Origin of the sequence: Porphyrobacter sp. GA68 (assembly GCF_022605525.1) — a bacterium.
Lineage (GTDB): Bacteria > Pseudomonadota > Alphaproteobacteria > Sphingomonadales > Sphingomonadaceae > Qipengyuania_B.
Genome location: NZ_JAKQYJ010000001.1, coordinates 584376 through 596317, shown reverse-complemented (window position 1 = coordinate 596317; position 11942 = coordinate 584376). Strand labels below are relative to the sequence as shown.

Here is an 11942-nt window from a genome sequence, read left to right as displayed (position 1 = left end):
TCCGGGCCTGAACGGACCGCGTCGTGCCTAGTACCGTGCTTCCAGGATAACTCCGAACGAACGGCCCGGCCGCAAACCTGCCACGAAACTGCGTCGCAGGTCGTTGTTCGCATCGGCAAAACGCAACACCTGCTGAACTGCGTCTTCGTTAGTCAGGTTGCGGACGTAACCCTGGATCCGAAAGCGGCTGTTTTCCACGCCGATACGCGCGTCTACGACCGTCGCGTCACCCGTCTTGGCCAAATTGTGTACTTGGGCAAAGCTGCTGGACGTCAGCGTTACATTGCCCCCGATAAAGGCGTTCCATCCGCTGTCGCCCAATGGAGTGCGGTAATCCACATCGGCAAAGACCCGGTGCACTGGCGCCCTGGGAATCCGCTTGCCTTTAATGGAGCCAAAGGCGGACTGACAGCCGGCAAGCTGGGGTGCCTGGTCACCGGTTGAGCAATTGACCAAGCCATCGTCGGCAACGTCGTTCAGGACACCCTGATTTTCATCGAAACCGCTGGTGAAGCGGCTGTCCGCCAGCGCGTAGTTGGCGGTGATGGTAAACCCGCTGCCTGGGCGAGCGATCAGTTCCAGTTCCGCTCCGTTAACCCGCGCGTTGCCCGCGTTGGTAATGGCCGAAAACGAATTGGGCGGCACAAAGGTGGTCTGCGTCAGCTGATACCCTTCGATTTCGTTGTGAAACATCGCTAGGTTGGCGACCAATGCGCCGCCGAGCAGGCGGTTCTTGAAACCAAGCTCATACGATGTCACATCCTCGGCGTTGTACGTCGGCGCGCCGAAGGCGATGGCGATAGGTCCATTGAAGCCGCCCGGTTTCTGGCCCTGGGCAAAGATGGCATAGACCAGATTATCCGGCGTCGCCTGCCAATCCAGCAGAACGCGCGGGCTGAAGTCCCTGAACGTGCGTTCCGCGAATACCGGAAGCGGGCGCTGCTGACCTTCGTCAAAGTCGAAGGCGGTCTGCCGGATACGCTCTTCCGCATAGCGCCCTTCAAAGCCGAGGTTGAGCGTCGTTGTCAGGTGAAACGTAACTGCCCCGAAGGCGGCCACATTGCGTATTTGCAATAAATTCTCGTCCCGCGGGTTGGGCACCGCAGTCAGCGGGGTCAGCGGGGCGGTGGCAAGGCAGATCGGGTTCGCGGCGCAAATCGCGTTGCGACGCTGTGTCAGATTGGCTTGGGCGCGGGCCAGCGCATCCGGCGGCACTTCGCGGATGGAAAAGCTGTCATCACTCTGATCAAAGAAGTACCCGCCGACGATGATGTCCAGCGCTTCGCTTTGATAGGTGAGCCGAAGTTCCTGTGACCAGTCCTCGACCTTGGCGAGGTTCGCGAAGCTGAAATCAAGGGTCGAGTTCACAAGGCCAATGATCGCCCGGCGGGGCGGCGGAGCAGGGGTAAACGAAAGCGGGAAGCTGGCAAACACCGCCGTCTGGAAGCTTTCGGGTGAGTAGTCGCCGTCGGTCAGCTGCGTCTCTTCCCGATTGTTGTAACCCGTGAGCGACGTCAGCGTCAGCCGGTCGGACAGCTGATAATCCATCCTGAGGCTGATGGCGTAGAAATCCGCTTCCAGCCCGACATCCTCCACGTTGGTGAACTGCCGGCGGTAGTCGGTGTTGATCGCCTGCGGGCGGATCGTGCCGCAGTAATACCGGCCGCTTCCGCCATACAGGGCGCCGCGATCAGGCAGGCAGTTGTTCTCGTTTGCACTTTGCTGGAACAGTGCGGGCTGCCCGTCATCGGTCCTGTTGTAGTAGGCGCGAAGGTTGGCGGTGAACGGCCCGCCGTTGTCCCACCGCGCGAGCCCGGACACCGACCAGGATGATTGCTGTCCGACCTTCTCGCCGTCGAACAGGTTCGTGTATTCTCCGCCGAAGTCGTAGAAGCGGCCGTTCACGCCCACCGAAAGTCCATCTGTCACGGGCCCTCTGATTCCGGCAGTGATCTCATAGCGATCATGCTGCGCCAAATCAGCCGTGACGCGTCCTTCCCATGTATCGCCGGGAAACTTGGAGATGACGTTTATCGCACCCGAGTAGGTGTTGCGTCCGTAAAGGGCGCTCTGGGGTCCCTTGACCACCTCGAGCCGTTCGATGGTGTCGACATCGTAATCGGCGAGCGATCCGGTAAAGTAGATGCCGTCGATGAAGAACGCGACTCCGGACTGGCCGAGCAGGTTGGCCTGTCCGCGGATCACCGGGCGGCTGGAATTCCGACCGAAAGATTCATCGAATACAAGGCCGGGCAGCGTCTTTGACATGTCCTCTAAGCTGTTCAGCGCCAGCCTCGCGATGGTGTCCGCAGTGGTCACTGCGACAGTGGTCGGCACATCCTGCAGTGTTTCCTCGCGTTTTCTGGCGGTCACGATGATCTCGTTTCCGGCCTGAATGGTTTGAGTGCCCTGCGTCTCGCCATCAGGCGGACCAACCTCCTGCGCCAGGGCCGGTGTGCCGACACAGGTCGTGAGCAGCAGCGTCGCTTTAAGCAGGTGTCGCATTTCTTCCTCCCCCCGATCTTTATGGGAACAGAATGCGCATACGGGTAAAGTTGTCCAGACAAATCTTGCTGGTCACGGAGAAGGTTTCACAGTTCCAAGGTATGCGGTGACGAACAGCAGGATGTAGGTTATCCACACCCAGAACCGTGTCGCATCCATGGTCGCACGCAGAGGCGTTTCGGTGGCATCAGAGGATCCATCCCTCAGCAACGCGGCCAGTTGGGGGCCAACGGGCTTGAAAGTTCGATCTATCATGATGGCGGCAATGAAGATGCAGCCGAACAGAAACGCCTTCCACGCGAGCCAGCCGCTCGCCAACGGGATACCTTCCAGGAGGGACCGCCAGCCCAACCCAAGATAGAAAAACCCGACCACCCATCGCAGTACGCCCTCGATCCTGCGGTTGCGTGCCGCACGGGACGTCTGGTCATGAAGATGGGAATCCCAGACCAGATAAAGCCATCCGGCCCCGATCACACAGGCAAGACCCACCAGCCAGTTCGGCACGTCCCACCATCCACCGGCATCCAGAACGCTGAGCGAAGAAGGCACCATCAGCGCCCAAGCGGACCGCGGCACCATGTCGATCAGGACCAGCATCTTCAGCAGGGCAAGCCGCTGATCCAGGGTGTAAACATTGCGTTTGCGGAAATGCTGGCCAAGGGCGAACACGCCCACATCGGCCCCCAGCCAGAACACGAACAGCAGCAGGTGGACGTAAACCAGGCTCGGATAAATCAGATCAGCCAGCGCCATCGCGCCCCCTCCTTCGCAGCCGGAACTCAGGTCCAGCAAACCACATCTGACCGCTTGACAAAAGTAAAATTTGTCCGGACAACTTTGCGGCGAAGTGCGGACGTGACCACAGGTCGCGCCGGCACGCGACAATCTGAGGGGAAGCCGCTTATGTTGCAGCGATCATTGCTTGGAACCGCATCTCTCCTTGCCGCCGCATCGCTGAGCGTCAGCCCCGCCCAGGCGCAGAGTACCTCCATTCCTCCTGCAGAAGATGCGGAGCGTCCCAATGCGAGTAGTCAGCAAGGTGGCCTCAGCGAAATCATCGTCACCGCCCAGCGACGGGAGGAACGGGTGCAGGACGTGCCGATCGCCATCAGCGCCTTTGACGGCGGTGAACTGGAGCGGCGCGGCGTTACCAATGCGCTGGAGATTACGCAGTATGTGCCAAACCTCGTCGGGCTGAACAATACCGGGCTGGGCTCGGCTAACGCCTATTTTCTTCGCGGGCTGGGCAACACGGAAACGATCCCCACCTTCGACCCGCCGGTCGGCACCTATGTCGACGATATCTATCTGAGCCGGCAGAACGCCAACAATCTTAGCCTGTTCGATGTGCAGCGGATCGAGGTGCTGCGTGGTCCGCAGGGCACGCTGTTCGGCCGCAACACGACCGGTGGTGCGGTGGCTGTGTTCCTCGCCGAACCGGATTTGACAGTGGGAGGCTATGCCGAAGCCGGCTACGGCAGCTACGACATGAAGCTGGCGAGGGGGTCGGTGGACCTGCCGCTGGCCGACAGTCTCGCCGTCAAGGTGTCAGGCTACTGGCAGGACGACGATGGCTTCACCAGGAACACGACCACGGGCGAGCGGATCAACGAAAGCGACGGCTGGGGAGTCAGGCTAGGACTGCGCGGCGAACTGTCCGACAATGCGCGGTGGACCGGCAGCTACATGCATACCGAAAGCCAGGCGGGCAATATCCTCAACTTCGCCTGCGATCCGCGCAACCCGCCCAATTGCGAGGGGCGCTTCGCCACCACGGGTTATCTGAAGAACGGCGATTTTGGCGGACGGCTGACCGGCAGCAAGGATGGTTATGGCCTGGGCATCGACACCACGATGGATTTCATCTCGTCCAATCTCCAGCTTGGCCTCGGCAATTTCTCGGTGAATCTCATCACCGGCTACGTCTATACGACCCAGGATTATGCGCTGGATTTCGCGGATGGTCGTGGCCTGCCGTCCCTTTTGGTGCCGCGTCCGCCGGTGGTGGGCTTCACCTTCGGTGGCTTTGTGATCGCTAATGAAGGAGAATATTCTCAATTCAGCCAGGAGGTGAAACTTACGGGCAGCCTTGGGAACGGACTGCTCGACCTGGTCGGCGGGCTGTATTATTTCGAAGAGGACAATTTCAGCGACTTTGGCGACATCTTTTCCGTGGCGGTGCCCCCGCTGCTTCCGACCGGCCTAGTCCTGGTCTTGGGTGACCGGACGCTGGTGAACACCACCAAGGCGTACGCTGGTTATGTGCAGGGCGACCTGAACATCACGCCGGAACTCACCGTGACCGCCGGCATCCGGTATACCGACGAGACCAAAACCTTTTCCATCAACGACAACCGCGCATCGTGCAACGACGGCACGCTCGAGGCCGGGTGCCTTAGCAACGCCAACCTGATCGCCCCGAACGGCGCCGTTATCCCGCGAGAGCAGAGCATCGGCATCTGGACACCGCGATTTGCCGTCAATTACCAGCCAAACCCCGATCTGCTGTTCTTCGCCAGCGCAACCCGCGGCTTCAAGTCGGGCGGGTGGAACGCGCGGGGAACCGTGCCTGGCGAACTTTTGCCATTCGGGCCGGAAAAGGTGTGGAGTTACGAAATCGGTGCCAAGACCGAACTCCTCAACCGGCGCCTCAGGGTCAATGTGACCGGCTTCTGGCTGGATGTCGCGGACCTGCAAACCCCGTCTGCCTTTACCCGGCCCAACGGTTCGATCGCATTCATAACCCGCAACTTCGCCGATTACGAGAACAAGGGGATCGAGCTGGAAGTTAACGCGGTGCCGGCAGATGGCCTGAACCTGTTTGCCGCCTTCGGGTATCAGAACGACAAGTACAGGCTCGACCCGGACGATCCGCAATTCGACGCGTTCGGCGTGGAGTCGGTCCTGTCGCAGCAGGCTCGCTGTCTCGCGCAACTGGCCGCGGGGCTAGTCCCTCAGGGCGGAGCTGCGGAGGCGACGGCATGCGGGGTCGGCATTGTCGCGCCTGACGGGTCGATCGCAACGCCAGTTCGAACCCCGAAATTCACCTTGGCTTTCGGCGGCAGCTACGTCGCGGCTCTGGGCAGCGGGTTGACGCTGACGCCGGCGCTGAATGCCAGTTGGCGCTCGCAAAGCGAAACGGGAACCAGCCAGCTTACCCTGTATGATCAGCCGATTACCAGTTCCACAGGCGCGGTGTTTCCATCCAACCCCTTCGGCAATGGTCCGTTCATTACCGGGTCGTTCAGCGAAGATCGCTGGATCGTCAACGCGACGCTGACACTGGCCAGTGCGGCGGGCTGGTCGTTGTCCGCGGAATGCCGCAATTGCCTGGATCAGGAAGCCGTCGAATCCACGCTGGCGCAGTTCAGCTATCTCAACCCCCCGCGCACATGGCTGGTCCGCGCCAAATTCGATTTTTGATGGGGCGAGCCGCTGTCTGGACGCGAATGGTGTGCTCCGGAATGCTGGCGAGCCTTGCCGGCGAGACAGCGGCGCAAGATAGAGACCTCAATTTCGATCGGCGCTGGCAGAGTCTTGCGGCGGGCGGATACGATCCGCTGACCATCCCTGTTGACTGGTACGACCATGTGGCTCGCGTGCCGGGTGCGGAACGCCCCTTCGAAGTGAGTTCCCCTACGGACGCAGGCATCGCACCAAGCGCCCTTGCCGCGGCGGCGGCTTGGGCAAAGGGCCAGAACTCAACTGCGCTGATTATAGCAAGAAGCGGCAGAATCGTTTTTGAGGAGTATTGGCAGGGAACGGGCCGGGACACCCGCTTCAACCCGCAAAGCATGGCCAAGACCGTGACCGCGCTGCTGATAGGCACGGCGGTAGAGCGTGGCGAGATCGGATCCGTGAGCGACCCGGTAGAGCGTTACCTCCCGGAATGGCGTGGTCAGCCTAGGGGGCGGATTACCCTTGAACATATGTTGTGGATGGCTGCCGGACTGGAGCAGGGGGACGGAGGCATGGGCTATGCCGTTTCGCCCGACAATCCGCTCGTGCGACACAGCCTCGGCAGCGATTACACTCGCCTTCCGCTATCCTTGCGGGCAGTTGCCCGGCCAGGGATCGAGTTCGATTACAACAATCAGGTGAACCAGCTTCTCGGCATTGTGCTGGAGCGTGCCACAGGCGCGCGATACGAGACCCTGGTGAGTAAGCGGCTTTGGGAGCCGCTTGGGCTGAGAGACGCCGCAATGCCGCTCGATCGGGATGGCGGCATGGTCATGACCAGCTGCTGCATCCTGTCGCGCCCGGTGGACTGGCTGCGGATCGGACAGCTGTTCGCCGGCAGGGGGATGGTCGACGGCAGGCAGGTTGTGCCTGCCGCCTGGATTGACCGGATGACTGCGCCATCCCCGGCATACCCCGGCTACGGATACCAGATCTGGATCGGAGATCAGCTGGTCGGCGGAGAGCCGCAGCCACGCCCCGGCATCGTGCCCTGGCAAGGCGAACGATTTGCTGCGCCGCGTATGGTGATGCTGAACGGCCACGGCGGTCAGCGGGTCTATGTGCTTCCAGACAAGCAGCTGGTGATTGTCCGCACCGCCCGTGATTGGCCGGACGCCTGGGATGACGCGGTGCTGCCTAACGTGATCTGGAAAGGAGCCGAGTAATGGCGGCAGCGACCGGCACGGAGGGGCGACCATCCGAGTTTCGCCTTGGTTGGCGCGTCCTTCTCGCCTCGCTGATCGGCATTTCCTGCGGCGCGTCGCCGCTGCCGTTCAACACCATCGGCTTCACCCTGGCACCCATCAACGCCGAAACCGGGTGGAGCTTTGCACAGATAAGCGCAGGCGTCCTGATCTACGGTGTCATCGCGTCACTGCTCGCGCCGGTATTCGGCTGGCTGGCGGATCGCTATGGCGTGCGGCCCGTCACCATCGTGTCCATGGTTCTGTTCGGGCTGGCCTTTGCCTCGTTCGCGCTGACGCCCAGCAACCTTTTCGTATTCTACGGGATCTGGGTGCTTGTGGGAATGGTGGGTATCGGGTCCACGCCCGTCACCTTCAGCCGTGCTATCAGCATGTGGTTTTTCCGGAACCGCGGCCTGGCGCTCGGGATCGCACTGGTCGGCACCAGCATCGCCGCCTTGATCGTGCCCCGTGTGACGGTCTGGGCGATCGAGGCGTATGGCTGGCGCACGATGTATCTCATCGTGGCGGGCTTCCCGCTGCTCGTCGCGCTGCCGCTAATCCTTTTATGGTTTCGCGAACCCCGGCCAGAGGAAACGCCGCAGGAAAACCGCACCGTCGGCGGACAGGTTACGGGTGTGACCCTGCAGGCCGCCCTGCGCGACCGGCGGTTCTGGACGATCTGGCTGTCGATCCTGTGCGTGGCGCTGGCCTATGGCGGCGCGCATATCCACATGCCAGAAATCATCAAGCAGCACGGCATGACAGCCGCCGAGGGCGCCGGCATCATGGGCATGATCGGCATCGCGATCATGGCGGGGCGGATCATAACAGGCTTTCTCCTCGACCGGATCTGGGCGCCGCTGGTCTGCCTGCCGATCCTGCTGGTACCTGCGCTGGCGTGCTGGCTGCTGATGGGTACAGGAACGAACCAGACGCTGATCTATACCGCTGCCTTCATGCTCGGTTTCGCCGCCGGTGCGGAGAGCGACCTCATCGCCTATCTTGCCAGCCGCTATTTCGGCATGGCCAATTACGGCAAGATCTACGGCATGCTGTACATGCCGTTCGGCCTCGGATCGGCGTTCAGTCCGGTGATCTATGGCTGGTTCCGCGATACGACCGGCAGTTATGACGGCGCCCTGACGCTCGCCATGGGCGGCTTTGCGGTGGGCGCGCTGCTCCTCATCACGCTCGGCCGCTACCCTGTGTTCACGGAACCCGATCCGGGTCCGGAACCGGTTCCAAAAGCTGTTCCGGCATAGCGGGATGGCAGTTCAAGACGCCCTGTCCGCTCTTCCGCAAGAGGCGCTCGTGACCGACCCGGCCAGTCTGGAAATCCTGCGTCACGATGTTTATGCGCGCGGACCCGCGCCGGCGGCGGTTCTGCGTCCGCGCGACGTGGACGAGTTGTGCCAGGTCGTTGCGGCCGCGGCGGGCGAAAGGCTGGCCCTGGTCCCGCGCGGAGGCGGGATGAGCTACACCGGCGGCTATCTTGGCCCGGACCGAGCCTTTGTGCTGGTGGACACCGGCGCTCTCAACCGAATTGTCGAGATCAACGAGAACGACATGACAGCGACGGTTGAGGCGGGCTGCACCTGGGCTACGCTGCACAGGGTTCTCGCGCCTCGCGGTCTGCGGGTTGCGGCGTGGGGTTCGCTCTCAGGTGTCAAGGCCACCATCGGCGGCGGCATGAGCCAGAACGGGGTCTTTTGGGGTGCGCGCGAAGGCCCGCTGTCAAGCGCCGCGGTGTCTTTCGACGTGGTGCTGGCGGACGGGGCGCTCGTCGCCACCGGCGGCAGCTTCTTGCGCGACTTCGGCCCCGACCTCACTGGGCTCTTCACCGGAGACACCGGCGCACTCGGCATAAAGGCGCGAGCCACGCTCAGGCTGAGGCGCGAAGGCAAAGGCCTGGCATATGGCAGCTTCACCTTTGCCGACCATCGCAGCTTGTTCGCGGCGCTGTCCACGGTCGCGCGCGCGGAACTGGCCAGCGAGAGTTTCGGTTTCGATCCCTTCCTGCAGTCCCAGCGGATGAAGCGGGAAAGCCTCGGCAAGGATGCGAGGGCGCTGCTGTCGGTGGTGACGGGCCAGGGATCGCTCGCGAAAGGGTTACGCGAGGGTGCAAGGATTGCGCGGGCCGGCCGCTCTTTCCTTGATGATGCGCCCTTTTCCATGCACTTCATCGCGGAGCGGCGGGAACAGCCTGCGGCGGATAGCGACATGGCCGCAATCCGCCGCATCGTCGCTGAGGCTGGCGGGCAGGAGACGGCGAACACTGTTCCCACGGTGCTGCGCTCCAACCCGTTTCCCCCGGTAAATTCTATGGTGGGTCCGCAGGGTGAACGGTGGGTACCGGTGCATGCCATCCTGCCACATTCGCAACTGGTGGACTGCTGGGAAGCGGTGCAGGCGCTGTTCGCCCGCCACGACGCAGAGATGCAGGATCGGGGGGTCCGGGCAGGAGCGATGCTGCTGGGGATTTCGCCGCAAAGCGGGCTGATCGAGCCGGTGTTCTTCTGGCCTGACGAGCTTAATCCGTTGCATCTGGACGCGGTTGAGGCAGCGCATTTGAAGCGGTTGCGACGCTTGCCTGCCACCGAGGCCAGCAGCGCGCTGGTTCACGAGCTCAGAGCTGAACTGATCGCGCTGTTCGCCGCGCGCGGAGCGGCACATTTTCAGATCGCCCGTACCTATCCGCTGGAGCAGGGGCATGACCCGCGAGCATGGGAACTTCTGCGCGCGGTAAAGCGCGCGGTTGATCCGCACGGGTTGATGAACCCCGGAAGCCTGGGCCTTGCGTGATTGGCTGGCGACCCGTCGGGCGGCGCTGGCAGGCGGCCTTGTCGCAGGCGCGGGCATGGCTATTCTGCCGCGCGCCGCCCACGCAAAGGAGGTCCATCTGACCGCTCCCGACACATTCGCCGCCGTCGCCATGCAGCTTACCGCGCGTTCGGTGGAAAACCTCTCCGACACGAAGGCCGTGCGAGCGCAGGTCATCCGGCACATCGCGGCGCTGGAGGCGCCGATCCGCTCTGCCGCCATCTTCATCGAACAGTATGCGGGCTGGCCCGTGCGCCTCGCCGTGCTGCCGGAATACCTGTTCACCTCCTATCCGGGGCGGATCGGCATCGCGGATTTCGCCGCTCGCGCTGGATTTGCGCCAGACGGCGAGGAATATGCGGAGCTCGGGACCTTGGCGCAGAAAACCGGCCTTTTCATCGCCGGCAACGCGTATGAAATCGATCGGCATTTCCCCGACTTCTACTTCCAAGCCAGCTTTGTTGTCGCGCCTACGGGGCAGGTCGTGCTGCGTTACCGCCGCCTCGTGTCCATGTTCGCGCCCAGCCCCCACGATGTCTGGGAACGCTATCTCGACATCTACGGGCTCGATGGCGTCTTCCCAGTGGCTCGGACCGAGATCGGCAATCTTGCGGCCATTGCCAGCGAGGAAATCCTTTATCCGGAAATCGCCCGCGCGATGGCGTTCCGCGGAGCGGAAATTTTCGTTCATTCTTCGTCAGAAATCGGCTCTCCTCTCGCGACGCAGAAAGACATCGCCAAGCGCGCCCGCGCGTTTGAGAACATGGCCTTTGTGGTTTCCGCCAACACCGCCGGGATCAGTGGCACGGCCCTGCCGCTGGGCAGCGCGGACGGGAACAGCCAGGTGGTGGATTACACAGGCAAGGTGATGGCCCAGTCCGGCGATGGTGAAACCTTTACCGCCTTTGCCCCGCTGGACCTTTCTGCCCTGCGGCGGGCGCGCCGCAACCCGGCGATGACCAACAGCCTGGCGCGGCAGAAGCCTGGCCTGTTCGCCTCCGCCTATGCCGCCGCAGCCGATAATTTCCACCGGCCAAACGGCATGATGGCACAAGGTTCGGCGGAAGTGCCTGACCGAGATTACTTTCGCCGCAAACAGGAAGAAGTGATTGCACGCCTGGATCAGGCGGGGGTTATCTGATGCGCCATCGGACGGTGTCGGGGCGGATCCGCTATACATCATGCAAACCAGGGATGGAGGGGCAGGAGCGGGGACGCGAATGGTTTGCCTTCACCCACCACGCGGACGGTTCCACGATCATGCGTGCGCGGTGCGAGATAGAGGAGCCGGAGCCAACGATTCTGCGCGACATCATCTATCACATCGCACCCGGCATGGTGCCACAGCATCTGCACGTCCACCTGACATTGGGCGACCAGTTTCTCGGCTCGGGCTGGCTGCGGCACGATCCTGTGGCGGGGATCATCGAATGCGAGAGTTTCGGCCCGGCGATTGGCCGTGTGTCGCAACGGCGCGTGATAGGCAGCGCGTTCGACGGCTTTGGCACTCATCCGGTGGTGGGCGATGGTTACCTGTCCAAGATCATGGACGTGGCGACCGGCCTGCATCGGCGAACCTTGCGCGTGTTCCTTCCTTCTGCCGATCATCGCGGAGCCGAACCACCGCTGATCGCGGAAGTGAGCATCGCATTGGAATATGTCGGCGATGAGGAGCGCACCGTCGGAGCGGGCACGTTCGCGTGTCGCCACTTCCGCTTCGTGGACGATGAAGGTGACGGCATGGGAGGCAAGACGCACCCACCATACGACATCTGGGTGACTGCCGACGACGACGCGGTGCTCGTCTGCGGCGCTGTCGACGGTTACATGATGAACCGGTACGAGCTGGTCGAACTGAACCGCTGAGCCAGGCAGGTGGCCAGAGTCGCGGGCTATAAGCCGCGCCTGGTGCCGCTGATCCGGATCGCGACCGGGGACGTCGGCATTCGCCGCAGGCATCGCGCGGTT

General features: G+C 62.5%; 8 protein-coding genes. 6 read left to right on the top strand and 2 right to left on the bottom strand.

From position 1 onward, the window contains the following. Positions 1 to 27 precede the first annotated feature (27 nt). Complete coding sequence (locus LHJ54_RS02900) at positions 28 to 2505, bottom strand: TonB-dependent receptor (protein WP_228242443.1); 2478 nt, start codon at positions 2503 to 2505, stop codon at positions 28 to 30. Positions 2506 to 2577: 72 nt separating this feature from the next. Next, on the bottom strand, positions 2578 to 3261 hold the full coding sequence (locus LHJ54_RS02895) for a hypothetical protein (protein ID WP_228242442.1): 684 nt from the start codon (positions 3259 to 3261) through the stop codon (positions 2578 to 2580). Positions 3262 to 3411: 150 nt separating this feature from the next. On the opposite strand from LHJ54_RS02895, the gene LHJ54_RS02890 reads away from it, so the two are divergent. Genes LHJ54_RS02890 through LHJ54_RS02865 form a run of 6 tightly spaced genes read left to right on the top strand, consistent with a single transcriptional unit; the run spans position 3412 to position 11840 of the window. Further along, the gene (locus tag LHJ54_RS02890; protein ID WP_228242441.1) at positions 3412 to 5931 is read left to right on the top strand and encodes a TonB-dependent receptor; all 2520 of its coding nucleotides are present in this window, start codon (positions 3412 to 3414) and stop codon (positions 5929 to 5931) included. A gap of 41 nt (positions 5932 to 5972) precedes the next feature. Further along, positions 5973 to 7133 (top strand): serine hydrolase, encoded by a 1161-nt coding sequence (locus LHJ54_RS02885; protein WP_228242440.1) that lies wholly within the window; start codon positions 5973 to 5975, stop codon positions 7131 to 7133. Then, complete coding sequence (locus LHJ54_RS02880) at positions 7133 to 8416, top strand: MFS transporter (protein ID WP_228242439.1); 1284 nt, start codon at positions 7133 to 7135, stop codon at positions 8414 to 8416. The genes LHJ54_RS02885 and LHJ54_RS02880 overlap by 1 nt, the downstream gene beginning before the upstream one ends. A gap of 4 nt (positions 8417 to 8420) precedes the next feature. Further along, on the top strand, positions 8421 to 9956 hold the full coding sequence (locus tag LHJ54_RS02875) for an FAD-binding oxidoreductase (RefSeq protein ID WP_228242438.1): 1536 nt from the start codon (positions 8421 to 8423) through the stop codon (positions 9954 to 9956). Next, positions 9949 to 11115, top strand: a complete 1167-nt coding sequence (locus LHJ54_RS02870; protein WP_228242437.1) for a nitrilase-related carbon-nitrogen hydrolase — start codon at positions 9949 to 9951, stop codon at positions 11113 to 11115. The genes LHJ54_RS02875 and LHJ54_RS02870 overlap by 8 nt, the downstream gene beginning before the upstream one ends. Further along, positions 11115 to 11840, top strand: coding sequence for a hypothetical protein (locus tag LHJ54_RS02865; RefSeq protein ID WP_228242436.1), 726 nt, complete (start codon positions 11115 to 11117; stop codon positions 11838 to 11840). The genes LHJ54_RS02870 and LHJ54_RS02865 overlap by 1 nt, the downstream gene beginning before the upstream one ends. Positions 11841 to 11942 lie beyond the last annotated feature (102 nt).

Excerpts from the sequence above, each read along its gene's own strand:
- LHJ54_RS02900 (WP_228242443.1), bottom strand. The coding sequence starts at position 2,505 with ATGCGACACCTGCTTAAAGCGACGCTGCTGCTCACGACCTGTGTCGGC.
- LHJ54_RS02895 (WP_228242442.1), bottom strand. The coding sequence starts at position 3,261 with ATGGCGCTGGCTGATCTGATTTATCCGAGCCTGGTTTACGTCCACCTG.
- LHJ54_RS02890 (WP_228242441.1), top strand. The coding sequence starts at position 3,412 with ATGTTGCAGCGATCATTGCTTGGAACCGCATCTCTCCTTGCCGCCGCA.
- LHJ54_RS02885 (WP_228242440.1), top strand. The coding sequence starts at position 5,973 with ATGCTGGCGAGCCTTGCCGGCGAGACAGCGGCGCAAGATAGAGACCTC.
- LHJ54_RS02880 (WP_228242439.1), top strand. The coding sequence starts at position 7,133 with ATGGCGGCAGCGACCGGCACGGAGGGGCGACCATCCGAGTTTCGCCTT.
- LHJ54_RS02875 (WP_228242438.1), top strand. The coding sequence starts at position 8,421 with ATGGCAGTTCAAGACGCCCTGTCCGCTCTTCCGCAAGAGGCGCTCGTG.
- LHJ54_RS02865 (WP_228242436.1), top strand. The coding sequence starts at position 11,115 with ATGCGCCATCGGACGGTGTCGGGGCGGATCCGCTATACATCATGCAAA.